Source organism: Nostoc sp. (assembly GCF_036917095.1).
GTDB lineage: Bacteria > Cyanobacteriota > Cyanobacteriia > Cyanobacteriales > Nostocaceae > Nostoc.
In genome coordinates this window covers 24,899-51,183 of sequence record NZ_JBALFH010000044.1, presented here as the reverse complement: position 1 = coordinate 51,183, position 26,285 = coordinate 24,899, and the positions used below count along the sequence as shown (strand labels likewise).

Annotated in this window: 21 protein-coding genes; 9 read left to right on the top strand and 12 right to left on the bottom strand. The window is 41.9% G+C overall.

Going from position 1 to position 26,285, the window contains the following annotated elements; all coding sequences use genetic code 11:
• Positions 1 to 66: 66 nt before the first annotated feature.
• Positions 67 to 414, bottom strand: a complete 348-nt coding sequence (locus V7L01_RS24685) for a cupin domain-containing protein (protein WP_335039391.1) — start codon at positions 412 to 414, stop codon at positions 67 to 69.
• Positions 411 to 3,332, bottom strand: coding sequence for a glycerol-3-phosphate acyltransferase (locus V7L01_RS24680; RefSeq protein ID WP_335039389.1), 2,922 nt, complete (start codon positions 3,330 to 3,332; stop codon positions 411 to 413). The genes V7L01_RS24685 and V7L01_RS24680 overlap by 4 nt, the downstream gene beginning before the upstream one ends.
• A gap of 644 nt (positions 3,333 to 3,976) precedes the next feature.
• On the opposite strand from V7L01_RS24680, the gene gatA reads away from it, so the two are divergent.
• A complete protein-coding gene (gene gatA / locus V7L01_RS24675; RefSeq protein ID WP_335039387.1) occupies positions 3,977 to 5,437 on the top strand; it encodes an Asp-tRNA(Asn)/Glu-tRNA(Gln) amidotransferase subunit GatA in 1,461 nt (486 codons plus the stop codon).
• Positions 5,438 to 5,549: 112 nt separating this feature from the next.
• On the opposite strand, the gene V7L01_RS24670 is transcribed toward gatA, so the two are convergent.
• From V7L01_RS24670 to V7L01_RS24660, 3 genes are all read right to left on the bottom strand, one after another.
• On the bottom strand, positions 5,550 to 6,008 hold the full coding sequence (locus tag V7L01_RS24670) for a helix-turn-helix domain-containing protein (protein WP_335039385.1): 459 nt from the start codon (positions 6,006 to 6,008) through the stop codon (positions 5,550 to 5,552).
• A 437-nt stretch (positions 6,009 to 6,445) separates the two neighbouring features.
• On the bottom strand, positions 6,446 to 7,180 hold the full coding sequence (locus tag V7L01_RS24665) for an SDR family oxidoreductase (RefSeq protein WP_335039383.1): 735 nt from the start codon (positions 7,178 to 7,180) through the stop codon (positions 6,446 to 6,448).
• 96 nt (positions 7,181 to 7,276) lie between these two features.
• Positions 7,277 to 7,471: a hypothetical protein gene (locus V7L01_RS24660; protein ID WP_335039381.1), complete on the bottom strand. Its 195-nt coding sequence runs from the start codon at positions 7,469 to 7,471 to the stop codon at positions 7,277 to 7,279.
• 175 nt (positions 7,472 to 7,646) lie between these two features.
• Here V7L01_RS24660 and V7L01_RS24655 point away from each other — a divergent pair, with 175 nt between their 5' ends.
• Entirely contained in the window at positions 7,647 to 8,567 is a 921-nt protein-coding gene (locus V7L01_RS24655; protein WP_335039380.1) for an AraC family transcriptional regulator, read from the top strand.
• 131 nt (positions 8,568 to 8,698) lie between these two features.
• Complete coding sequence (locus tag V7L01_RS24650; protein ID WP_335039378.1) at positions 8,699 to 9,325, top strand: PadR family transcriptional regulator; 627 nt, start codon at positions 8,699 to 8,701, stop codon at positions 9,323 to 9,325.
• Between the two features lie 55 nt (positions 9,326 to 9,380).
• Here the strand turns inward: V7L01_RS24650 and V7L01_RS24645 are convergent, their stop codons facing one another.
• A complete protein-coding gene (locus V7L01_RS24645) occupies positions 9,381 to 10,067 on the bottom strand; it encodes an HAD family hydrolase (protein WP_335039376.1) in 687 nt (228 codons plus the stop codon).
• A 195-nt stretch (positions 10,068 to 10,262) separates the two neighbouring features.
• On the opposite strand from V7L01_RS24645, the gene V7L01_RS24640 reads away from it, so the two are divergent.
• Complete coding sequence (locus V7L01_RS24640) at positions 10,263 to 11,036, top strand: glucosamine-6-phosphate deaminase (protein WP_335039374.1); 774 nt, start codon at positions 10,263 to 10,265, stop codon at positions 11,034 to 11,036.
• Between the two features lie 141 nt (positions 11,037 to 11,177).
• Here the strand turns inward: V7L01_RS24640 and V7L01_RS24635 are convergent, their stop codons facing one another.
• Positions 11,178 to 11,663, bottom strand: a complete 486-nt coding sequence (locus V7L01_RS24635; RefSeq protein WP_335039372.1) for a pentapeptide repeat-containing protein — start codon at positions 11,661 to 11,663, stop codon at positions 11,178 to 11,180.
• 133 nt (positions 11,664 to 11,796) lie between these two features.
• Here V7L01_RS24635 and V7L01_RS24630 point away from each other — a divergent pair, with 133 nt between their 5' ends.
• Positions 11,797 to 13,857, top strand: a complete 2,061-nt coding sequence (locus V7L01_RS24630; RefSeq protein ID WP_335039370.1) for a potassium channel family protein — start codon at positions 11,797 to 11,799, stop codon at positions 13,855 to 13,857.
• 108 nt (positions 13,858 to 13,965) lie between these two features.
• Here the strand turns inward: V7L01_RS24630 and V7L01_RS35505 are convergent, their stop codons facing one another.
• On the bottom strand, positions 13,966 to 14,880 hold the full coding sequence (locus tag V7L01_RS35505) for a WGxxGxxG family protein (protein WP_442937015.1): 915 nt from the start codon (positions 14,878 to 14,880) through the stop codon (positions 13,966 to 13,968).
• A gap of 1,173 nt (positions 14,881 to 16,053) precedes the next feature.
• Between V7L01_RS35505 and V7L01_RS24620 the strand changes: the two genes are divergently transcribed.
• The 3 genes from V7L01_RS24620 (at position 16,054) to argJ (ending at position 20,872) form a co-directional block, all read left to right on the top strand.
• On the top strand, positions 16,054 to 18,030 hold the full coding sequence (locus V7L01_RS24620; RefSeq protein WP_335039368.1) for a PAS domain S-box protein: 1,977 nt from the start codon (positions 16,054 to 16,056) through the stop codon (positions 18,028 to 18,030).
• Positions 18,031 to 18,042: 12 nt separating this feature from the next.
• Positions 18,043 to 19,557, top strand: a complete 1,515-nt coding sequence (locus tag V7L01_RS24615) for a hybrid sensor histidine kinase/response regulator (protein ID WP_335039366.1) — start codon at positions 18,043 to 18,045, stop codon at positions 19,555 to 19,557.
• A gap of 151 nt (positions 19,558 to 19,708) precedes the next feature.
• Entirely contained in the window at positions 19,709 to 20,872 is a 1,164-nt protein-coding gene (gene argJ / locus V7L01_RS24610; protein WP_335039364.1) for a bifunctional glutamate N-acetyltransferase/amino-acid acetyltransferase ArgJ, read from the top strand.
• 141 nt (positions 20,873 to 21,013) lie between these two features.
• Here the strand turns inward: argJ and V7L01_RS24605 are convergent, their stop codons facing one another.
• Positions 21,014 to 21,178, bottom strand: a complete 165-nt coding sequence (locus V7L01_RS24605; protein ID WP_335039362.1) for a hypothetical protein — start codon at positions 21,176 to 21,178, stop codon at positions 21,014 to 21,016.
• A 148-nt stretch (positions 21,179 to 21,326) separates the two neighbouring features.
• Positions 21,327 to 21,449: a hypothetical protein gene (locus tag V7L01_RS24600; RefSeq protein WP_335039359.1), complete on the bottom strand. Its 123-nt coding sequence runs from the start codon at positions 21,447 to 21,449 to the stop codon at positions 21,327 to 21,329.
• A gap of 286 nt (positions 21,450 to 21,735) precedes the next feature.
• Between V7L01_RS24600 and V7L01_RS24595 the strand changes: the two genes are divergently transcribed.
• The gene (locus V7L01_RS24595; RefSeq protein ID WP_335039357.1) at positions 21,736 to 22,938 is read left to right on the top strand and encodes an AAA family ATPase; all 1,203 of its coding nucleotides are present in this window, start codon (positions 21,736 to 21,738) and stop codon (positions 22,936 to 22,938) included.
• 131 nt (positions 22,939 to 23,069) lie between these two features.
• Here V7L01_RS24595 and V7L01_RS24590 read toward each other — a convergent pair whose 3' ends face one another.
• Positions 23,070 to 23,993 carry a response regulator transcription factor gene (locus V7L01_RS24590; RefSeq protein WP_335039355.1) on the bottom strand — a complete coding sequence of 308 codons (924 nt, stop codon included), beginning with the start codon at positions 23,991 to 23,993 and terminating at the stop codon, positions 23,070 to 23,072.
• Positions 23,994 to 24,134: 141 nt separating this feature from the next.
• Positions 24,135 to 26,114, bottom strand: coding sequence for a scytonemin biosynthesis sensor histidine kinase (locus tag V7L01_RS24585; protein WP_335039353.1), 1,980 nt, complete (start codon positions 26,112 to 26,114; stop codon positions 24,135 to 24,137).
• Positions 26,115 to 26,285 lie beyond the last annotated feature (171 nt).

The following is a 26,285-nucleotide window of genomic DNA, read 5'->3' as shown; positions in this document are numbered from 1 at the left end:
ACATCTGCAAACATTTGTGAGGGCATAACAATGTTGTGCCCTCACTATATTTTGTATTTAAAATAATTACGCTATTTTTTCGACTCGCAAACCAAAGTATGTCAAAACAAGCTCAGTTGAGCCACTATTGACAACTTCATGCACTTCTCCCGGTTGTATTGCCACGCAGTTACCTGGAAGCAAGGGGAATTCTTTACCATCAATGTGAATTACTCCTGAACCAGCTTCCACAAAGAATACTTCACACATATCTTGATGCGCGTGTGCTGGTGCGGTTTGTCCGGGAGCAAAACGTGCTTGAGAAAAGTTAGTTAGGTGAGGCAAATCGCCGAAGCGTAGCATCACCTTTTTCTTGATTTCGGGATTGTGAGAAACAGACTCTTCTGGTAGGTCTTTGAGAGAAGTAGTAATCATTCGGGTCTCAAATCGTTAGATAATTCCACAATACCCCTAGACCCATCAATTCTTACCCGTTGACCATCTTGTAGAAGCCATGTAGCACCCCGAACATCCATCACAGCGGGAATTCCATATTCACGAGCAACGATCGCACCGTGAGAAAGCCGTCCACCAACTTCGGCAATTAATCCTCCAGCCTTTAATAACAAAGGTGCCCAGCCGGAATCTGTGTAAGGTACTACCAGAATCGTATCTCGGTCAATCTCTGGCAAGTCTTGTAAATTTCGCAACACCTTCACCCTGCCTTCGGCTTGTCCGTGACTGGCTCCAATCCCTTGTAAAAATTGGTCAGAGTAGAGTTCAGAGGGAGCTAAGGGGTGAGGGGGTGTATTGCCGTAGACTAAAAGGGGTACTTGAATAATCTCGCTATCTTGGACAAATTGCGATCGCCTCGATTCCACTAACTTATCCACCTGCTCAATTAACCTAGAATCCTCACCCACAAATAGACGCCGCACTTCATCAAAGTCTAGAAAAAAGATATCTCCTGTTTTCTTGAGTAAACCTGACTTTAACCAAATCTTCTCTAAAGCTACAAAACTCCAACGCAATTCAGCCAAAAGCCGTGAATAAACTTCGGTAACTCGTCCTTTAATATCTACACGCCGTTGCACAAAAGAGCGTTTGCGTTTGCGCTTACCAGCAAAGATGCTATTAATTGCGTCTTTAGCACCTGATTGTGGTTCGTTACCCTGCATTAACTGCACAAACATCTGCTTAATCATCTGGGGATTCTCCCGCCAAGTGGGAACGGAAATATCAGTTCCCACTTCACTTAAATAGCCGTAATCCTGAAGCAATTCGTCAAATTCTTGCAGGATCTTCTCTCCCTCTGGGGTTTGTTTTAATTGCTCAAATACTTGCTGTGGCTCAAACTCAAGCAATACTTGCTTGGCATCTGTTGCTATTGCACTTAGCGCTCGCAATGCTGCCACCTCTGGGGTAACGCTGTTATCAATTTGTCCATCCTTCACCCGAAAAATCGCTTGTCTCAGGGCAGCGCTCAAGGGAGCTAAAATGCTGTAATACGTACCATGACGCAGCAAATCTAGGATAAAGTCAATTCTTGCCAACAGCTTGGATGGTTCTAAGTTATCTATATCTTCCTGCGCCAACTGCGACAACCCAGGAACGAACCGTTTGTGATAATCCTGCTTAAAGTCTTTTTCTAAACTTAATTCCCGCCTCAGCAATTTCCCTAGCCCTGGTAAATTTTCCCAAGTTGACTCCCAAGACGGCTTACTTAATTTAGCTCCTCTGGTTAAAAATTCCAGACTTTCCGACGGCAGTCCCATGCGGAGAAAAATATCTCCTAAGAGGGATGCATTAAAATAGGCTCTGGAATAGTGCAGAGTTGCTGTTTCGGCGAAATCTAACCCCAAAGCGCGATCGCCTAAAACTAGAGTAAAAAATTCTCCCCAAACTCCACAAGTTAAGGGACGATTAATCGACCATGTTAAGGGGTGAATTACTCCGGGAATCACTTCGGCGGCGATTTTGCGTGTCCACATGGGCAGTAGAGTAGCGATCGGTCGAGATTGCAACACCCAAAGCGTTTGGCCGTCGTAACTCCACTCGATATCTTGAGGAGTGCCATGAAAACGCTTTTCGAGTCGGTAAGCTAAGTATGCAACTTGCTTAATTAATGCTTGCGGTATTCGTCCTTGACCCTCTAATTGTACAGAGGAAGAATTTTCTGTTTCAACGACAAAAGCGCGATATTGTTCTGGTGTGACTTTTCCCGAAACGACTTGCGTCGGGCTGCCTGGAAGGGCTTCAATAACGATCGCATCACCTTGCTGGGTAATGGGATCGCGGCTGAAAGCTACACCAGAATATACACTTTGGACTTGTTGTTGAATCAACACAGCCATTGCTGAGTCATTTAAGCCGCGATCGCGCCGATATTGCACGGCAGATGGCTGATTGTAAGAAGCTTGAACTTGAGCGATCGCTGACTGCAATGCCTCTGGGCTGGTAACATTTAAAACTGTTTCATACTGCCCAGCGGCGGAAGCCTGTTCTGAATCTTCTCCAATAGCTGAAGAACGTACCACCAAGGGAGACAATTCTGATGGCTGGAGGAATTCTGTCAACAGTTGTGGATCGTCGATTGGGGCAAGTACCCACCCCTTCGGGACTGGATAGCCCCAACGCTTAATTTGAGATAATGTAGCTGCTTTTGCTCCGACAATCGCAGCATCCAATTCTTCTTCTAGAGAAACCATCGCGCGTTGGCGTAGCCCGTCGTAGACATCGCCGCGTAAAAATTCCAACATCACTTGCGATTCTGTTTGTGCCTCTTGGGCTGGGAGGTTCATATCATCAGGAATTTTTCTATAAATCCAGCCCAATAAACCAGCTAAGGCTACAGCAGCAAGTATTCTGGGAATATCGCTAATGTGCAGAAGTGCGACAAACAAAGGAAATAGAACCAAAACCCCATATTTTACTGCCTGTCTGGATTGCAGAATGGTAAAGCTAATACCTGCAAAGAAAGATACAAATATTGCCACCAGCGGATCGTGTACGACAAATCCCCAGACGACATTTGTCGTACCTGCCCCTTTGCCTATCCAGTATCTCCCTATTACCAGAGCAATAAGGGCAATCAATTCCCAATACGATCCATCTGGGAAGAAAAAGCGGGTGAGTAAGACTGCTGCAACTCCTTTAAGAGCTTCTGACAAGACTGCCAGAATTCCTACAAACCTACCGCCATGATAAAAAGCAGCTGATACACTAATGTTGCCTGTACCAACTTGTGATAATTGCTTGCGCTTAAGCGCGTAAGTGATCCATGCAATCAGGGGTAATCCGCCCAAGAGGGGGCAGACAATTAAAATAACTAAGACACCCCAAGGTTCAAACATTCTGGATTTTGGATTTTAGATTTAAATTTTCCATCTAAAACCTCAAATCTAAAATCTAAAGTTTTTCTGAAATTTTTGATGGTTATTAAGGGGTTTTTATTTACTAGTTGCTGAATGGACACTTGGCTACGACGGAAACCGTTTTTGCCAGTGTCCTTCTAAGCTAGTAATGGTTTTAGTTTAGCGCATAGGCAGCTTGCAGGGCCCAGATTATGAGAGCAGCGATCGATCCCAGAAGCAACACGGTAGAGATAGTGACTACTTTTGGGGAATCTGCACCCTCAAATTTCATAATTCCGCGATTTAAGTCGGACACAGCTTTGTAATCCTCTCTTTTTGGAGCATGAAAAATTTGTCCGTTTTGATTGTAGTCCTTCTATTTAAGGATGATGTTAAATTCCTCATATTATTTTGTTTAAGCTTGGCAATTTTTCCATCACCACAATTGCTTACTTCGTGAGAGGTATTGTCTTATTTTTACAGTGATGGGGAGTGGGGGAAGAGCAGGGGAGGCAGGGGAGGCAGGGGAAGCAGGGGAGGCAGAGGGAGAATAACTATTGATTATTGACATTGACCAATGCCCCATACCCAATTTTGGTCAATATGTACTAAAATCAAGGACTTGAGTTACAAAGAGAGCAATCATGGCATCCATCCGCGAGTTGCACCAACAGCTGGTTAACAAAGAACGTTCTGCCGTTGAAATTACCCAACAATCTTTAAAGCGCATTGAAGCGTTAGAGCCGAAATTGCACAGCTTTTTATGTGTGACCGCAGAACGGGCATTAGAGCAGGCGGGGGCTGTGGATGCTAAAATTGCTGCGGGAGAAGAAATTGGGCTGCTAGCAGGAATTCCTGTTGGGATTAAGGACAATTTGTGTACCAAGGGAATTCCTACCACCTGCGCTTCCCGGATTTTGGAAAATTTCGTGCCGCCTTATGAATCAACAGTGACGCAAAAACTGGCAGATACTGGCGCGGTAATGGTAGGCAAAACCAACTTGGATGAGTTTGCGATGGGTAGTTCTACAGAAAACTCTGCCTACCAAGTCACGGCTAATCCTTGGGATTTGTCACGAGTTCCAGGTGGTTCTTCGGGAGGTTCGGCGGCGGCAGTGGCAGCCCAAGAATGTGTTGTTGCTCTCGGTTCTGATACTGGCGGTTCGATTCGCCAACCTGCATCTTTTTGCGGTGTGGTGGGGATGAAACCTACTTATGGTTTGGTTTCCCGTTATGGTTTGGTGGCTTACGCTTCGTCTTTGGATCAAATTGGGCCATTTGGAAACACAGTAGAAGATGCTGCAATATTATTAAGTGCGATCGCAGGTCACGATCCCAAAGACTCTACCAGCCTCAAAGTTGCCATTCCCAACTACGCAGCCAGCTTAAAACCAGACTTAAAACCCAGAGGTCAGCTAAAAATTGGCATCATTAAAGAAACTTTTGGTCAAGGTTTAGACTCTGTTGTGGAACAAGCTGTTACCAAAGCAGTAGACCAACTACAAAGTTTGGGAGCGGAGATTCAGATAGTTTCCTGTCCCAGGTTTCGGTATGGCTTACCCACCTACTACATTATCGCCCCATCAGAAGCGTCAGCAAACCTGGCTCGTTACGATGGCGTTAAATATGGTTACCGCGCCCCTGATGCGGATAATCTGCTATCGATGTACACTCGTACCCGTGCCACTGGTTTTGGTACAGAAGTCAAACGCCGGATTATGATTGGCACTTATGCACTTTCGGCTGGCTATTACGATGCTTACTACCTGAAAGCGCAAAAAGTCCGCACCCTGATTAAGCAAGACTTTGAAAAGGCTTTTGGCGTGGTTGATGTGTTAGTTTGTCCTACATCTCCCACTACAGCATTCAAAGCAGGGGAAAAAACTACTGACCCCTTGAGCATGTATTTAACTGACTTGATGACTATTCCTGTAAATCTTGCTGGTTTACCCAGTTTAAGTTTGCCATGTGGTTTTGACGATCGCGGCCTACCGATAGGATTACAGCTAATTGGCAATGTCCTGGAAGAAGAGCTACTGTTTCAAGTAGCTTACGCTTATGAGCAATCCACTACTTGGCATCTGCGTAAACCGCAAATATCTTGAAAATGGGCATGGGGAAGAGATAGAGGGACACAAAGCTTGGAGCAGAGGGGAAAGAGGTAATTTTTTATTCTCCCCTCTGTTCCCTGCTTCTTCCTCACTCCCTTATTAGTATTCACTGATTACTCACTATTGACTGTTGACTATTGACTTCTGGAGTCAGGGATTCAGATGTAATTTGTGGTGGATTAAGTATATATAAGAGACCAGCAGATGCAGCTACTAATAAGAAAATGTAGGTAACAACAATAGGTATATATGTATTTGGTTTGTTGTCTGAATTCTTATGCTCATTTCTGGAGTCCTGGCGGACTACATTGCTCATAAGAGTGTGTGATAAAGCATTTCCATCCAGTCCTAAAGCATCTCCATAGCGACGGATGAACCCTTGAACAAAAATAGGTTCAGGCAATTCTTCAAATCGTTCTTCTTCTAAAGCCTGCAAAACACCTGCTCGAATCAGTGTTTGAGAGGCTATTTCTTCTATGCGTATGGATTTTTCTTGTCTTACTTGTCGTAATTGTGTGGTTATTTCCTTTAACTGCTCTACTTGAGCTTGGTTTAAGAGCGTCACAGTCTTCTCCTCTATGGGCTAATTCTACTATTCATATAGTGAGAAGACTCAAAAGTGCATACGTATTTTTACTGGATAATTGATTTTAGGGAATTTTTTTTGATAATAGTTGAAATCTAGACTTGGAAATGCTAATGCTGCCAATACTAAGTATTTCTTCGGTTTTAATATATACTTTATAATAGAAAGTTTAGGATATAGAAATTAACTAAATGCAATTTCTAATACAAGTATTTTTCCAACTGCTACTCTAGACTGGGATAATTGCAGCGATCGCTGTTACCAAAAAAGAGAGGGGGCAGGGGGCAGAGGAAAAGAGTTTTCGCCTCAGCAAGAGCAGCACCCCGCCCCTCTGCCTCTTTCCAATGCCCAATTTACAGTACCCACTTCCCCTTCAATGTGCGATCTGTCTATTTATTATGGATTTTCTCCCAGCGTTAGAATGCGCTTGCCGTCGGGCGGACAATCACTTCATTGACATCGACATCATCCGGCTGGGAAACGGCATACAAAACGGCTCTAGCGATCGCATCCGGGTTGAGTGCAATTTTGCGGAATTCTTTCAAAGCGCCTTTTGCTGACTCCTCTGTAATATCAGAGCCGAGTTCAGTCTCAACAACACCGGGGCTTATTGTTGTCACGCGGATATTTTTTGATTCCTGACGCAATCCTTCGGATATTGCCCAAACGGCATATTTTGTGGCGCAGTAGACCGCGCCAGTAGGCACTACCACATGTGCGCCGATGGAGGCGGTATTGATAAACTGGCCACCACCCTGCGCTTCCATGATCGGCAGACCCGCAGCTATGCCGTTTAATACGCCGTGGATATTCACGTTAATCATGGCATCCCACTCCTCGACTTTCAGGGCATTCATCGGGGATAAGGGCATAACACCTGCATTGTTATAAATGACATCGACCCGACCAAACTTGTCTAGGGCAAAGTGAATGAACGCTTTCATATCCTGGCGATTGGCGACATCCAAGGCTTTGAATTCTGCTATGCCGCCATTCGCGCGGATATCCTCGACAATCGTTTCTAGTTTTTCAGTGCGCCGTGCGCCCAAAACAACTTTTGCGCCGTTTTTGGCCAGTAGTTTAGCGGTGGCTTCACCGATTCCACTACTTGCTCCAGTGATAGCAATGACTTTATTTTCTACGTAAAGCATGATTATTTTCCTTTGTATTTAAGTTAGTTAACTCATCCCACGGCTATTCTTCTCACCCCTCTTGTTGGGATGGGATTCCCTGCAATTTTCGTTGAATTAAAGAAACATACCGCCGGAAACTTCAATTCTCTGTGCATTCACCCATTTGTTTTCTTCTAGCAAAGAAGCAATCACACCTCCGATATCATCAGGAACACCGACCCCTTTTTTAGCAACGGTCAAAGCGGTATTTTTGCCAATTCCTCTGCTCGATCCCGTCACCAATGCAATTTTTGTCTTGTCTTTCGTCATTGCCTTATCCTTTAACTGCTTCTTTCGGATGTGTTCATAATATGGGTTATAAGCAGAGTTTAAAATGCACAAATCTCGCATATTGTTGCCTAATCCTCCAAAACTAAGCTTTGTGAAGGAAAAATATTCTCTATAATGAGCGAATGAGAATAATTAAATCAGTCAGTAAGCCACCATGACGATTGAAATACTGAAGCACGGCGCGGCCGTCAATGAGTGTAAAGAACTGGCGGCATTACTAAATCAGCATACCGATGGCAAAAAGAACGGTACCCATAAAACAGATATAAATCAACTGGAATTTATGCGGGAGTCTTCTGCTTCCACGACAATATGCGGTGTTTATGAACCTATTCTTGGCATTGTCGTTCAGGGCAAAAAAGAAGCTCTGCTGGGTGAAGAAACCTATTGCTATGGCGCGGCTCAGTATCTTGTTGTCTCGGTTGAGTTGCCGCTTAGTGCATTTGTTGTAGAGGCCACGCCAGACAAGCCGTATTTAGGTTTTAAGCTGAATTTAGACCCAAAGCAACTCTGCGATCTTATTGCCCAAATCAGACCAGGTACGCCTAAGAAAGAAAACTCTGTCAGAGGCTTATTCGTCAGTAACGCTGATGCACCGTTAATCGATTGTGCTATCAGACTGACGCGGCTTTTGGATACGCCGCAGCATATCCCAATACTCGCCCCAATGATTATTCGTGAAATTTATTACAGGCTTTTAATCGGCGAACAAGGCGAAGCTGTCCGTCAGATTGCAACATTCGGTAGCAACATGCAGCGCATCGCCGAGGTGATAAAACTCATCAAAGCTGACTTCACAAAGCCGATGCGGGTTGAGGAATTAGCTGGGCAGGCCAGTATGTCTCCTTCATCTTTCCATTACCATTTTAAGGAAGTGACATCGATGAGTCCGCTTCAATATCAAAAGCAATTAAGACTATTAGAAGCACGTCGCCTGATGCTTGCCGAAAACTCCGATGCGGCTAATGCTGCCTATCAGGTGGGTTATGAGAGCACCTCACAGTTCAGCCGCGAATATTCGCGCATGTTCGGTGCGCCACCAATCAAGGATATTCAACGTTTACGCACAGCCTGAGCGTAGACCTGTATCAGCTTTGGGTTGGCATAATTGCTTACTTCATAAATCTTCATCAAAATTCTATTCCGATATATCGCGATATATTCCGATATATCGTATATTAGAGAAAGTTGATTTGAGATTGATTTATGTTTAGACACTTTCGGTCACGCTTTAGTACACCTGCATGGGCAGGAGTTAGCGAAGATGATTCATTGCTTGTTAGGTCATGGTTTGGGCATGGCAAGCATCATGGTAGAGATCGTGACAAACACTTTGGCAACGAAATGTTTGGTCGTGGTTGGGGAGATGAGCATCGGACTCGTCGGGGTGACATCAAGTTCATCCTGCTGGAATTGTTATCCGAGCATCCTAGTCATGGTTACGACCTGATTAAAGAGATGGAAACTCGCTATGGTGGTTTCCGTCGCCTCAGTCCTGGCTCAGTGTATCCAACACTCCAATTGCTGGAGGAAGGAGGCTATCTCAAGAGCGCACAGGAAGGTGGCAAGCGGATTTACACGATTACTGATGAAGGTAGACAATTATTAGCAGAACGTGCCCAACAAGAAACTTTAGACTCTCCTTGGGATACCGTAAAAAGTTTTGTGAAAGGTAAGCCCCAAGAGTTTATTGAGTTGCGGAATGCTGCAACAGAATTAGCTGGTGTTGTGGTGCAAGTTGCTCGTAGTGGCAATATGGAGCGGATAAATCGGGTGCGTGAGCTTCTAGAGCAAGTTAAACGCGAAATTTACGCGATTCTTGCCCAAAAATAAGTAGAGACGGGTTAGCAAATTCGCGTCTCTACGTTGATGTTCTCAGATTTTGCGCTTAAGAGTTAGAAGCGATCGCACTCAAATCTGGCTCGATGAGTGAGTTGAGCAATGTCCACAACTGCAAATCAGTAAAATCTGGAATTGCCATAAATGCGCCGACTTCCTGTAAAACTTGGGGATCGTGGGTGGAGGCGATGCCAATAGTGCGGATATCTGCGCCCACCGCCGCCCGAATACCAGAGGGAGAGTCTTCTAAAGCGATCGCTTCCTCTGCTGTAATCCCCAAGTTACTCAGAGCGACTTGGTAGGGTGCAGGATCGGGTTTACCTGCAATACAATCATCCGCTACAACAATTGAATGAAAAGCTTCTTTGATTCCCAAAACCTCTAGCATAAATTCTGCATTTAATCTAGGAGCATTAGTTACTAATGCCCGCTTTAATTGATGTGTCTCTGTCCATGCTAGTAGTTCAGAAAATCCACTCAACGGTTTTAGATGCGGGGCGAGTTTGCGAAAAAGCGCCTCTTTTTCGTCTGCAAATTTTTCCCCTTCTGCTGTTGATAACTGTGGCAGAATATCCTTAACAATTTCTGGATTTAGCCGCCCACTAATTCGGGATTTATAAAATGTTTCGTCAATTTCTATGCTGTAATTTAACAGCATTTCTCCCCAAGCTTGGTAATGTATAGGGTCAGTGTTGACAATAGTGCCGTCTAGGTCAAAGAGAATTGCAGCCAACATGATTTTTGGGTAAAATGTAAATAATTGTTAACTTAATTTAAATAGTTTACATTGTTTTTTTGTCCTTATACAGCGCAAAAAGCTATAAATTAATCTGCTAAATCCTAAAATCTATACTGGATAGGGCATATAAGAGCAGACAGGTAAAACCTCTTAACAAACTGCCGTATAATTGATAACCTTCTATGTAAGCAAATGCTAGCCAATCCAAACTTTTTTCGCGTTGATGATTTACTAGTGCAGATTTACAACTCTGAAGTCGAAATGGCCCAAGACGTTGCCGAAATCGCGCAAAAGCATTTACAGCAAGTTCTTAATCTTCAGGAGACAGCTGCTGTATTGTTAGCAACAGGTAACTCCCAACTCAAATTTCTTGATGCTTTGATTGCATTGGGTGGTGTAGATTGGTCAAGAATTATTCTGTTCCATCTAGATGAATATTTGGGAATTACTGCTGACCATTCTGCGAGTTTCCGGCGCTATATGCGAGAACGTGTAGAGAAGCGGGTTGCTCCTAAAGTATTTCACTATATAGAAGGTGATACATTGCAACCAGTGGCAGAGTGCGATCGCTACACTAAACTACTCCTTGCACAACCAATTGACTTATGCTGTCTTGGTGTTGGCGAAAATGGACATTTGGCTTTTAACGATCCAGCAGTAGCAAATTTCCAAGATCCTTACAGCGTGAAGCTGGTGAAACTAGATACAGTGAACCGTCAGCAACAAGTAAGCACAGGTCACTTTCCGAATCTAGAAACTGTCCCACAGTATGCTTTTACTGTCACTATCTCGGCGATTTGTTCAGCTAAAAAAATTATCTGTCTGGCTCCAGAAACACGTAAAGCGAATGTGGTAAAAGAGATGTTGCAAGGAGCTATAAGTACAGACTGTCCGGCTTCTATTCTCCGTCAACAATCTCAAGCGACGTTATTTTTGGACGTAAATTCTGCTAGTTTGCTTTCTTGAACTTGTCTCTGAATTATCAGAGGATGTTTTAAAAGTTTTTGGTGATGTATCAAAAATCAAGATTGTGGAATTCAGTATTACTTTTTATCAAATGTTCCTAAATAAATTCAGGATATTATTGAAAAGCAACCCTTTACATGGTCAGAAAACATCATTCCCTCTAGTTTTGCTTTCAGCAATACGTTCAGCAATATAAAGATCGAGGGTAAAACCAGGTATGAAAACTCCGTCTTCCCGAATGATATCCCAGTACTCACAAGGATCTTTGCCAGAGTTACTCCGTGTAACACCTTGAAGGTTAACTCTGGTGAAAGCAGTACTACTCACATCGCATAGCCTTATATTAGCCCCTCTCAAATCACAGTCAAAAAACCTAGCTCGTTCCAAGTCACAAGACTCGATGTTGGTATCCGTAAAGTTACAGTAGATGAATTCAGCCCTCAAATCGCAATCCCTCAACTTAATACTACTCAAGTTGACATAAGAAAATTGAGCGCCTCTGAGACTAATACCTTTCAGTTCAGCCCCACTCAAGTCAGCGTATTCTAAAAGGATCTGCTGGAAATCTCGCTCCCCAGCAGCATAACGTCTGAGAAATTCCTCTACAGTAACTCTCTTCCTTTCCATACCTCAACTCCCACATCAAGTAACACATATTGCCCAATGCTTAATGCCCAATTCAAGCGATTACATAAACAGTAAGATATAATCCTACCAAACACATACTGTTAGCAGTATTGACTGCTGCTATCAACAGAAAGTGCATCCCCCTCCTAGCACCAATCCCAAAAAACCCCAAGACCTTTTTTTAGTATGCGGACTCCAAAGTTTAGGGCAGCATTGTGTTGCAGTCCTAAAGGAATACGATGTTAAAGTTAACGCCATTGACGATGTACAACTCGAACATTGGGAAGTCCCAGAAGTCCCAAGCTTACTAGAAAAGTTAATTATAGGAGACTGCCGCCAGCCAAGTGTTTTAGAGCAAGCAGGTATAGTGGAGTGTCGGTCAATACTTTTAGTGACCAGAAATGAGCGGATAAATATAGAAGCCGCCTTTGCAGCAAGGCGTCTTAATCCGCACGTTCGCCTGATTGTACGTTCTGACAAACAAAATTTTAACAAACTCTTGTGGGAAAATCTCGGCAATTTTGTTGCCTTTGAGCCTACCCATCTCTCAGCTCATGCATTCGCTCTGACAGCTCTCGGCTCTGAAGCTATTGGATATTTCACCTTAGAAGGGCAACTATTACAAGTAATAAAGCACCAGGTACAAGCGAAGGATAGCTGGTGTAATGGCAAGCCAGTACATAGACTGAATCTCACAACTCGCCGCATCTTGAGTCATACAACTGCTTCATCTAACCCACTCAAAGAATTGTTTGGCTGGAACCCAGAAGCAGAAGTGCAGGTAGGAGACACGCTGGTTTACATTGATGTTGCATACGATTTGGCTTTATCTGAGCAACACCGGAAATCTCATAATCAAAGGTGGCAGTGGCAACAATTTGTCCAAGGCATCACAGGGAAAAATCTCAAGGATAAAATAGCGCAATTTTGGCAATCTTACTACCAAAGCCAAAATCAAATCCGGCGAATTGCGACAATCTATGCGATTACTGTACTCATTTTGTGGTTGGCTGGAATAGTTCTTTACCGTTTGTATTATCCTCACATCACTCTGCAAGAAGCTTTTTATGCGACAGCAGTCTTGCTTTTGGGAGGATACGGAGATTTATTTGGCGGTGTTGAGTTTACATCGCAATCAGAACCTTCAGAGCATATTCCGTGGTGGTTGCGGTTGTTTAGCTTGGGACTCACGTTGACAGGTCAAGCTTTCGTGGGAGTATTATACGCACTGCTGACTGATGCTCTTGTCACTTCAAGATTCCATTTTTTCAATTCCCGTCCTCCCATACCACAACACAGCCATGTGGTGGTTATTGGCTTAAATCGCTTGGGACAGAGAGTGGCTGCTCTTTTACAAGAACTCAACCAGCCGTTAGTAGGAATTCATACTACCACTCTCGACCAAAACACTTTACCAGATATGCCCCTTATTGTTGGCAATGCTACCGAAGCGCTAACTAAGGTAAATCTCTCCCGTGCCAAAAGCATCGTTTTGGTTGGGGACGATAATATGGAAAATCTGGAAATTGGTTTGATGGCTCATGCAATAAACCCCGCCACTAGCTTGGTTATCCGCTCTCAAGATCGCCATTTTAGCGATAATATAGCCCCTCTTTTTCCCTATGCTCAAGTTTTGTGTGGCGCGGCATTATCGGCAGAAGTTTTTGCTTGTGCTGCCTTTGGAGAAAATGTTCTGAGCTTGTTTCACTTGAGCGAGCAAATAGTCATGGTGACGGAATACAAAATTGAAGAAGGCGATACTCTCAATGGGTTGCTTCTATCTGAAATAGCCTATGGCTACAGTGTTGTGCCGATTCTCTACCAGAAATATCAGCGAGACAATTACTCCTTAATGCCCTGGTATGATGTTAAGCTTTATGCTAGCGATCGCTTGATTGTTTTAGCCACAAGCAGTAGTTTGCAGCGAATTGAATGGGGTGAAATGCTGCCTCGCTTTTGGCAGGTGCAGATTGAAAAAGCTCTGACTACAAATGCTATTATGTATGGCGCCCAAGAAATAGTCTTGATTACGGGATGCAGTTCAGCTACTGCTAGGCAATGGATGAATAATTTGCCTGGAGTGTTGCCAATATCACTTTATAAACATCAAGCTCAACGTCTCGTGCGCGAGTTAATAAAAGTACAAGTTTTGGCAAGTGTAATCTACATTGGACAAGACAGTAGCTCGACTTGAGCGAACTTGCGTGTCATTGTAAGGGCGCAATATCAATATATTGTGCCCATACGGGTGCATCTAACCACTGTAAACGACAGATATACGGCTTTTACAGTGTGCTAAATACTATCTAGAACGAGTACCTGTTACTTCATTAGGATCGTTATAAGCCCGGACTTTTTCGCGATTACGAGCTAGACCCGCTAAACCGGCTAGACCAAGTAAACCTAGCCAACCCCAATCGAAACCGCGATCGCTAGTTCTTTCGGAAGCTGTGACGCCTGCATTCCTGTTAGTTCCTGTTGTGTCAGTGCCTGTGGCATCAGTACCTGTAGTGCCAGTGCCTGTGGCATCAGTACCTGTTCCACTGCCTGTAGTTCCACTACCTGTAGTTCCACTGCCTGTGGTATCAGTACCTGTTCCACTGCCTGTACCAGTGCCTGTAGCTCCGGTACCTGTACCAGTGCCTGTAGATCCAGTACCTGTGGTACCAGTGCCAGTGCCGCTACCTAGACCACTACTACCGCTACCTGTGGTACCAGTACCGCTACCTAGACCACTACTACCGCTACCTGTGGTACCAGTGCCTGTACCGCTACCTAGACCACTACTACCGCTACCTGTGGTATCAGTGCCTGTACCGCTACCTAGACCGCCGCTACCGCTACCTGTGGTACCAGTGCCTGTACCGCTACCTATACCGCCGCTACCTGTGGTACCAGTGCCTGTACCGCTACCTATACCGCCGCTACCTGTTGTACCAGTGCCTGTACCGCTACCTATACCGCCGCTACCTGTTGTACCAGTGCCTGTACCGCTACCTATACCGCCGCTACCCGTTGTACCAGTGCCTGTACCAGTGCCTGTACCGCTACCTATACCACCGCTACCTGTACTACTACCTGAGCTACTGCCACCACTGGAACCTCCGCTGCCGGAGCCTCCGCTTTGGGCAGAAACAGAAGGAGGTAATGACAGAGAAGCGAAACTGATAGCAAAGACAGTAGCCAAAACAGCTTTAGATAAAGCAAAAGACTTCATAATTATGGTTCCTTTTATGTTCTAGATTTCCGTGGTTGATTGTCAAAACTGATATTGTCTACTCAATCCACTGCTAAATTAGGTAAATTTTGACAAGAATAGCTCGTCTAGTTTCTTTTGGAATAATTGAAAGCATTTGAAGCTCCCACAACAAAAGATTATTCGCTAGAGTCAAACCAATTCATAATAAGTAATTACTAATTCATGATTAAGAATAAACGAGCAAAACCGCTTGTTCACAAAATGCAAAGAATAATTTTATTCTCAATAAACTATATTCTCTTGCCATCATAATTTCTAATTACTTATTGTGAATTATTTTGTTATTCCTGTTTAGGATAACTGCTAGTTTTTTACCACGCTTCTACCATAAGATTAAAACCACTTATATCGCAGGAATGAATTTGGCATTAAAGCAGGCACATGTTACCATCTATTGTATTGAAAATACTCTCCAATCTTATTTCACCTGAGAACTTATAACTTCATACTCTAGGTGTGTCTTATATTAAACTTAAGGAATATTTTTATTGTCAGTCAGTCAGTTAGTTTGTTATGTCATTTCACACGATACATTCGCAAATACATTCTTGAAATTGTCTCACAGCAATTTCAAGAATGCTTTTTGGCTTGGATAAAATCAGTTTCCCAAATAACAGATGGTGAAATCGTTAGAAATTACACACAATCATTGATGTTGGGAAGATTTCGCCTGGAAAATTGTCAGCGATACAATCGAGCGATCGCAAGCAATGTACGTTAAAATATATACCTTAATTAAGCGATATTACTTAGAAAAATTTTTGCTACTTCAAGTAAGCGAAATATTACTGTGATTATTGAAGGTTTTTATAAATGTAAATGGTTCATTTCAGAGAATCTACGGTAACACAAACCAAAGCGATCGCGGTACTTTAATTTCAATAAATCTTACATTATCAGGTTAAAAAACTCAGAAAGGATGACAGAGACTGGATATAGAAGCTCAAGCTGTTACTTGACCCTAGCCTACGGCTAGTGCAGAAAAACTCTGACGAACGCCCAACGTGTTTTGATGAAGAGTATCAGAAGCCACCATCTAGGCGTCTGTGCCTCTACAGAGGTCTTAGGGTAATAAACCTCTTCCTTTGCGCTTTGGACTTTAGTGAAAACTTGTGCAGTGTATAGGTTTTTATGATGGAATTTTTAAATAATTTTTTCTCTACTAGCCAGTTTATCCCCCACGGGCATTGCTACCTATGGAAACCAGAATTAGTAAGGTTGCATCTGATTTCAGATGTGTTAACTGGACTTGCTTATTATTCAATTCCAGTGATGTTGGTTTATTTTGTCCGTAAACGGCAAGATATGCCTTTCCGCTGGATATTCCTGATGTTTGGCACATTCATTGTTGCTTGTGGCACAACCCATTTAATGGATGTGTGGACGCTTTGGTACCCTACCTATTGGCTATCAGGGTTAATTAAAGCTATCACCGCTTTTGCCTCCGTATTGACGGCTATAGAACTTGTGCCATTAATACCCCAAGCACTAGCTCTACCGAGTCCTGCCCAACTAGAGGCTACAAACTACCAACTAGCAAAGGAAATTGCTGAACGCATACGGACTGAGGAGGTGTTGAAGGAAAGCGAACAACGCTGGCAATTAGCTTTGCGCGGCAATAATGATGGAATTTGGGACTGGAATGTTAAAACCAATGAAGTTTTCTTTTCACCTCGCTGGAAAGAAATGCTCGGTTACGAAGACGACGAAATTTCTAACCATTTAGATGAAAGGGTGACACGAGTGCATCCAGATGATTTTGACCGGGTGACACAAGCAGTTGAAGAGCATTTTGCACAAAAAACACCGTTTTATACTACCGAGCATCGAGTTCTATGTAAAGACGGCACCTACAAATGGATTTTAGATCGAGGTCAAGCACTGTGGGATGAAGATGGTAACGTAGTGCGGATGACAGGTACACAAAAAGATATCACTGAGCGTAAAAAAGCAGAAGAGACATTAAGTAACCTGCTGGAGGAACTAGAAAGCAAAGTGGAGGAACGGACAGCAGAGTTAACAATAATCAATGAATCACTACAGGCAGAAATTACTGAGCGCCACCGAATAGAAGAAGCATTGCGGGAGAGCGAAGAACGATTCCGCGCTGCATTCCATCAAGCTGCTGTTGGCATCGCCCATGTAGCAATAGATGGAAGGTGGTTGTTAGTTAATCAGAAGTTTTGCGATATTCTTGGTTACACAGCCGAAGAAGTACAATTGCTAACTTTCCAAGATATTACTCACCCAGACGATCTTAACGCCGACCTGCAATATATTGACCAGATATTAGCGGATAATATTCAAACTTATTCAATGGAAAAACGCTATTTCCGCAAAGATAGTTCCATAGTCTGGGTTAATCTCACAGTGTCTTTAATGCGTGAAGTTTGTGGGGAGCCAAAGTATTTTATTTCTGTGATCGAAGACATTACTGAACGGCAAGCCGCGCTGCGCGATCGCAAGCAGTGGGAGGAGCAAATCCAAGCATCACTTTTAGAAAAAGAGGTGTTATTAAAAGAAATTTACCATCGGGTTAAAAATAATTTACAGGTTATTTCTAGTCTGTTAAGCTTGCAATCTGCTTATATCAAAGACCAACACGATTTGGTAATATTTAAACAAAGCCAGCAGCGGATTGCATCAATGGCTTTAGTTCACGAAAAATTGTATCAGTCTCAAGACTTGGCAAAGATTAATTTTGGTGAATATATTCAAGATTTAGTAGCAAGTTTATTTAGTGCATACGAAGTCGATCGAGATGCGATCGCTCTAAATATAAATATCGACGATCGAGTGTTTTTAGGACTGGATACAGCAATCCCTTGTAGTTTAATTATCCATGAACTTGTATCCAATTCCTTGAAATATGCATTTCCAGTAGGTAGAAATGGTACAATTCATATCGGAATTAAAAAAAATCAAGACCATCAGGTTACACTTACAGTTAGTGATGATGGAATTGGTTTACCATCAAATTTTAATTTTAAAAAGATAGCTTCTTTAGGCTGGCAACTAGTAGATGCTTTAACTAATCAAATTTCAGGAAATCTCAATATCCAAGGTGCTATGGGAGTCGAGTGTCAAGTGACATTTACATTAATATAAAATAACTAAAATATGACAAACGCAAAAATTTTAGTTGTAGAAGATGAAGCTATTGTTGCTAAAGATTTAGAGTATCGACTTATAAAATTCGGTTACACAGTTCCTGCTATCGCTTCTTCAGGAGAAGAAGCAATTAATAAAGCAGTAGAAATATGTCCAGATTTAGTACTAATGGATATTAAGCTAAAAGGATCGATGGATGGTATAGAAGCTGCCCAAGAAATCTATAAGCGTTTAGATATTCCAGTAATTTATTTGACTGCTTATGCAGATGAGAATACATTTAAACGAGCCAAAATAACTGAGCCATTTGGGTACCTTCTCAAACCTTTTAAAGAAAGAGAACTACAAATAAATATTGAAATAACTCTGATTAAACATGGTTTAGAAAAGCAATTAAAGGGGAATAGAAAATGGCTTGATGCACTTTTAAGAAGTATCGGTGATGGTGTAATTGCTAGCGATCTGCAAGAATTGATAATTTTTATGAATCCTGTTGCTGAAAATCTGACCGGATGGAAAGAAGAAGAAGCTTGTGGCAGAAATTCCTCAGAAATATTTAATATAGCCAATGCAGAAACTCATAACACTGTTGAAAGTCCGATTGTCAAAGTCCTTCAAGGTGGTACTATCGTTGAGCTACCAGTAGGAACTATTCTGATTACTAAAGACGGTGCAGAAATACCAATTGATGACAGCGCAGCACCAATTAAAGATGATAAAAATAATATTACAGGTGCTGTATTAGTTTTTCGAGATATTACTGAGCGCAAACGAGCGATTGAGGCGCGTCAAAAGCAAATTGAGCAAGAGCAACTTGTGGTGCAATGGGAAAAGATAAATCAACTCAAAAATGACTTTTTGAATTTAGTTTCCCACGAACTGCGATCGCCTCTAAGTAATATGAAGGTAATGATTCAAATGATCCGATTATCTATTACTACTGAGGAAGCTAAACGCTATCTAGAATTGATGGAATCCGAGTGCGATCGCGAGCTAGGATTAATTAACGATCTACTAGACTTACAACGGCTAGAAACCTCATCCTATCCAGTTATTACACCTGATGCATTGCTATTACAACAGTGGTTACCTTGGGTTATTGAGCCGTTTCAAATCCGTGTTCAAGAACATCAGCAAACTCTACAGATAAATCTCCCTTCAAATCTCCCGTCGCTGTTCTCAGATGTCATTAGCTTGGAACGAATCTTAGTAGAATTGCTCAATAACGCCTGTAAATACACACCTACGGGTGGTGAAATTGTCCTAAGTGTAAATCACAATCCCTCGGAAGCGCTTGCAAAAATTATTATTACTATCAGTAATTCAGCAGAAATTCCGGTAACAGAGTTACCACGAATTTTTGAGAAATTTTATCGCGTCCCCAATGCAGATATCTGGAATCAAGGTGGTTCGGGATTAGGTTTACCTATAGTACAGGGATTAGTCGAACAACTGCAAGGAAACATTCAAGTAGAAAGTAGCAACGGATGGACTACATTCACTCTCACATTAACTGATTTATAGGTTTTTGACTTTTATTAAAATTTCATTGAATTTATTCTATAAATATCTTGCTTCTGGCGTACAGATGTACGCCAATATAGCCGATTTATCTGTCATAAAAAACTTGGTATATGGTATGAGATAATTAAAGCAAATTATTAAATTCCGAAAAATGTCATTAACTATATCTTCCACACCTCAAGGTTTTAGTGCATTTATTACTAATTTGGGAATACGGGATACAACAGATGATTTTGTATTTATTAAATCATCTGTTCCTTGTGTTGCTGATGGAGTTTTCACTCAAAGTCTTTTTGCAGGGCCAAGTATTACTATTAGCCGCGATAACTTAAAAGATTCACAAGCACAAGCAATTGTCGTTATATCTAAAAATGCAAATGTAGCTAATGGTTCTGTTGGGATCTCTGATGCTCAAGAGGTTCTGCAATTAGTTGCAACTGAAACTGGAATTGCTGCACATAACATTGTAATAGCTTCTACAGGTGTAATTGGCAGACGTTACCCAATTGAAAAAATCCGGGCAGGTTTATTAGGATTGGGGAAAAAATTGACTGATGCTGATTTTCATGCCGCAGCCCGTGGTATTATGACCACCGATACAGTACCGAAACTAGCTACACGGCAAATAGGGAATGCCAAGCTGGTAGGAATTGCCAAAGGTGTTGGCATGATTGAGCCTAATATGGCTACCCTTTTAACTTTCTTTTTTACTGATGCTGCAATTTCTGCAAATAGTCTTCGTTCAATTTTTCGCTCTACTATAGATAAAACCTTTAACTGCTTAAGTGTAGACACTGACACTTCTACTAGTGACTCCGCCGTGATTCTCGCTAATGGTTTAGCGGGTGAAGTTTCAGAACCAGATTTTGCTAGTGCATTGCAAGAAGTTGCACAAGAATTGGTGCTGAAAATTGCCCGCGATGCAGAAGGTGCTACCAAAGTTATTGAGGTGACTGTAGATTCAGCTATTAACTATGCACAAGCTAAAACAGTAGCTAAAGCAATTGTAAATTCACCATTAGTAAAAACTGCCGTCTATGGAGCAGATCCGAATTGGGGGCGAGTTGCTATGGCTATAGGTAAATGTGAAAATGAACAGCAGATAAATCCAGAACGAGTTGTTATCAGTTTTGATAATGTGAAAGTTTATCCTAATAGCTTAACTAATGAAAATCTAGAAGAGTTGCGGCAAATTATGTCCAAGGATCGAGTAAATATCCATGTTAGCCTCAATATTGGTGAAGCTTCGGCAACTGTATGGGGTTGCGATCTTTCAGAGGGTTATATAGAAATTAATGGCAAATACTCAACTTGATTAAAATAATTTGTAATTGATAATGCAATACGCTTGGGTTAAGGCTTGCTCCTCCCTAACCGTTCTTAAAAGGGAGGAAGTAAAGCTCTTTAGGGGCAACCAGCGCACAGAACTGGCGGTTTCCACACACCGGGGAACCCGTCACCGCACTGGTTCCAATACGGTTCGGATAAGGTTTTTGGATGACACGCCGCTAATCGCAAAGACGCGATAAATCGCCGTCTTTACAATAATCAGTCCTTTGTCTTGACGGCGATTTATCGCCTCTCTTGCCTTAACCGAACCATATTGGCAGTGGTTCCCCATGTAGTGACTCGCGTGAGTCGGGGATCTTGTGGAGCAAAAGATCGCTAACACTAAGTGTATTGATTGATAATGACGCGTAGTAAGGGCTGAAGTCCTTACTACGAGGCAAGCTAGCAGAGAGAGGAAGCGAAAAATGGGATTAGGTGCTTTATATGGGAAATTCAACGGATGTGATATTAGTTCTCATCCAGAGATGGATAACTGGTGCAGGTACACCAATAGCTAAAAGTAAACCCGCACTTACCAATTGCTTTGTCAAAAAAGTTGACATAGGTAGTCTTGCTGTATTATACTATAATACAAAGCTAATGAGTTAAATTAAAAAGAATTCCTAACTAGTACAGCGGGTGTGTAAATCCAGCTACCATCTCAATTAAGAAGACTTGGGGAAAAATTCCCTTGTTAAAGGTAGGCAAACTGACGCCACAGTGTACTACTACAGCAGGGTGCAAATAAAATTACCATTTGGACGCAGTTAGTTTATATTGCAAGAAAACTTTTTCATAATCTCCTACTTCACAGAAAATAACTCGACTAACGCTTCATAACTAACAAATATGGATTTTGACTATTTTAGAAGCAATGAAGGCGCTCCTACAAATAATACCCGGCAAAGCTTGCTTGCTAGCGGTTGGCGACCGTTTAACCGAGAATTAGATTGGGGGTTTTTGTGGCAACTGTTGTATAGTGATTCCCACGAATTAACTCAAAAAAGTTTGAATTTGGCAAGTAATGTTGCCGATATTTTGGGACGAAATAATTATGCTTGGTGGGCTAATTTATTAAGTGTTGTATCTGATAATACCCGCTACGAAGTTGAAAAGTTTTGGAATTACATCACCCCAGATCCTCTATCACCAGATCATCGCTACAAAGATGTTTTGAGTACAGAAACACCCATCGTCCAATTTGTCAGTCGTAGTAGCATTCCCATTGATTATGTTCTTAACCGATTGCAAGAAATTACTGTACTGCGAGTTTTAGGTGTGTTGGGTAGTCCCGACATTATTACCCAGTATTACTCAGAAAGAGATTTTTATTTTCCTATAGACAAATTTGTTAGCTGGGAACGCTTAGAAGTTATTAATACTGTTTATGCTTACTGGGCGAAGTATGACGTTTGGTTGCAAATTGATCCCTACGATCGCGGGCGACGACAATATAGTTTAATGGCGAAAAATATTGCGCCACTAATTAACAAAGCAACTTACGACTTAGCAGTTATGCTGAGTGGATATCAAAGTCGTGTAGGCAAAGTTCATAGTCAATTTTCCATTCGGACATTTCCCGCAGATATCCAAAACTTTACTGATTCTGTACAGCAAGCGATTCTTAATCAAAACCAGTTAGCGGTTGTTGTACATGGGCAACCAGGTACAGGTAAAACCGTGTGGACACAGGCAGTAGCTAAAGAAATTCTTGTACCTTTAGGGTATGTGATTTTTATTTTAGACCATGATGCGATCGCTAACTTTGTCCCACCAACTTACATAGAACGTATTTGTATCGTTATTAACGAAGCTGATAACCTAGCGCAAAATCGTGCTTCCGAGGTAGCGCAATACAATAACAAAACCGAACACATTCTAAGTTTGCTGGATGGCACTTTGTATCAGAGTGTAATTGATGACTCTGGTATTCAGATGCAGCAACGGTTAGTTGTCTTGATGACTTGCAACACTACCGAAAGATTAGATCCAGCCATGTTACGTAAGGGTAGGGTGGATTTAATATATGAGTTTACGCAACTATTTGTATGAGGAGGCAGGGGGCAGGGGGCAGGAGGCAGAAGGAATAATACTTTTCTTGTTGAACTACACTACTCCCAATTCACCATTCCCCATTCCCCATCTCAATCTTGAAAATTGCTGTAAATCTACTTTCACCACTTTCACCAGAATTTCACCTGTTGTTGCGATACAAGCTGATGCTCTTTGCGCCAAGCTTGGGGAGGTAAACCGTGATGTTGGCGAAACTGGCGGGAGAAATGAGACACATCTTGATAGCCCAATGCTTTTGCTATCTTCTCGACAGTCTGATTATTATTTTGGAGTAAAAAACGAGCACCCGCCATCCGGCGTTTGACAATCCAGCAGTTTACAGTTTCTCCTGTCTGCTTTGCGACTCGGTTAGTTAAATAAGCAGGTGAGTAACCAACAGCAAGAGCCACATCACACAAAGTAATTCCTTGATGATAATGGGCTTCGATAAAGTCGAAAACTTCTTTTAATTGGGGAATGTAAGGAAAGATTGACTTATTCGTGGCTTCTCTACCAGAGGCTGACGCTCCTAACGTCGCTACCGCTTCGCTATCGCCAACGCCAACGCCAACGCCAATGCCATCGTCAACGGCAACAGCGATCGCTCTAGTATTATCAGCAAATACTGATTTTGCAGCTTTTTCAAATTGAATATTGCACCAGTATTGGAGATTCGCTTGCTTTTCTAAGCGACTAGCGATCGCTCTGAGCAATTCGTCTAGTGTAGAGGGTTTGGTAAGATAGTCGTCTGCTCCCAATTCCATAGCTTTGCGAACATCTGCTTTGGTACTACTGCCAGTCAGAAAAATGAAAGGAATAATTGCTGTAAGAGGATCTTGGCGTAGCGTAGTTAAAACGTTATAACCATCCATATCAGGCATCGTAATATCGCAAATCACTAAGTCGGGTATACGCTCTTGCGCTTTTTGGATACCTGCAAGACCATTGTCAGCACCTATAGTATCAAAACCTTTAGCTTCAAGACCCTTTAAATAAAGATTGCGAGTAACCTTATCATCTTCAATGACGAGAATTTTATTTGATGATTCGTACATAATTTTCTATTACCATAACTTTTTACAGAAGTTGCTTACTAGACTCTTTGGCGAGTATGTAAATAAGCATGAGATCGATTACTTCGTTCCGAGAGTTATGATTGTTAAGTTGTTAATTAACAACTATCTTCATTTCAACACTCATAACTCGGAAGTGCTAAACTCTGATTTGATTAATGGCAACATTACGGTAAAAGTAGTGCCCACATCAACTTGACTTTCTACAGAGACTTGACCGTGATGTAAATCTACAAGGGTTTTCAGAATCGATAGCCCCAGTCCAGTACCAGGTATACTATCAATATTACTACCACGGTAAAATGGCTCAAATATTCGTTGTTGATCTACTGCTGAAATACCGATCCCCTTATCTTTTACCTGAAAAATCACTTTCTCTTGTTTGCAATATAATTTCAACTCAATTGCAATTTCTGAGATAGTATACTTGATTGCATTGTCGAGCAAATTCTTTAAAATTGGCTCTAACAGTTTTCTATCTATGCAGGCCGTAAGAGATTTATCTTGACTTACAAAAATAATCGGAATTTTGCTAATACTTATCTGCATTTGTGCAACTAAATCATTACAAAACCTAACTAACTCAAGCGGTTTTGGCTCACAGTTAATTTTTGCTGATTCTGCCTTAGAGAAGAACAAAATATCATCCAACATTTGGCTGAGTTGTTCGGTAGCTTTTTGTATGTGATCGAGTAATGGTTGGATTTTTTTCTGTGTACGTTTGTCTACTTCTTCCTTTAGTAAGCTATTAGAAAATGAAACAATATTCAGCGGAGTCCGGAATTGATGGCAGACCATAGAAAGAAAACGTGCTCTAAGTTCGCTAAGTTGTTTTGCTTGTTCTAAAGCTTGGTTAAGACCTAATTCTGCATATTTGTAATCAGTAATATCGATGCCTGCAACCAGTTCGACAGGCTTTCCCCCAAAATCTAGCACTCCATCCAGCATGGCAACAGCGCAAGCTAGCCAGCGCTCGGTGCCGTTTTTTGTCAAAATATTTATCTCCTGGTATTCAAAATTAGCTGCTTCAGACTGGTTGCGTACCTGCCTAGGTTTTTTGTTTTTAATCAGTCGGCGTAGTCCAGAATCTGTTAGCAGTTCCTCTTGTGTGTAACCAGTCAGTTTCTCCACTGCTGGATTTATGTAGCAAAGTCGCGTGTCTTGAATCAGAAAAGTGCTAACATCTGTCGTTTCTGCTAAAGTCCGAAATCTAGCTGCGTTCAACCGCAATGCTTCTTCAGTCTGTTTCGATTCAGTAATGTCCCAAATACTCCACACTCTACCAATAATTTTGCCCTCCAACAAGTGAGGCTTAGAGTAGTGTGCAAAAACTCTCCCATCTTTCAACTCCAGAATGTCGTAGCTCTCGAAATCAGATTGGCTAGACACTTCCCAAATCAGCCGACTAAAAGCTTGTGGATCTTTAAGTTGGTTCTCAAAAAAGGCTTTGCATCGAGGGCATTTCTTAGATAGTATTAGAGACTCCGGGATCTGCCACATATCCACAAATTTCTGATTCAAACTCAGAATATCTCCCTCAAAGTTAACTGCAACAATACCAATGGCAGTAGATTCGAGAGTAGAACGAAGTAAAGAAAGAGATGTTTCTAGTTCTACTTCTTTTGCCTTGAGTTGAGAAAATTCCTGTTGCAAATTGTCTTTGGCATCCCTTAATTCATCAGTCCACTTTTGCACGCTCAGTTCTACTATTTCATCACTTATCTCACGAGCAAAAGCACAGCCAAATTCCATATCTTGTTGTTTTACATAGCTAATGGATATTTCTACCAGAAATATCCGACCTCTTTTTGTCTTGTAGCGAGATTTAAAGGTAAGGGAACCCTGCGAACTAATATCTGACCAATTGTGTAGAGAAAAGTCTACGTCTATATCATGCAGTCTCATGGAAAGTAATTCCTCACGGGAATACTCAGTCATAAGACAAGTGGCATCGTTGACGTAAAGAAACTGCGCGTTTGCTCCTAAACAGAAAGCAGCATCTACAGCGTTATTTATTAGGAAGTGAGCAAACTTCATTTGTACTTCTGGTTGTAGCGCCCATTGAGTGTTTGATCTAGCTAATGTATAATCGCCAGAATTCATATCCCTACTTCCTCTTACTAATCCATCAGCACCATAGCCATTAATTAGTTAATAGCTATAACTTATTAAAATCTTTGGTGCACTGTTAGGCTGTTAAAAATAAAATTAGTTAGTAAGTTAAAACAGATTACTAACAATCTTAACAAAACTTATCATACCAATAAAAACTGA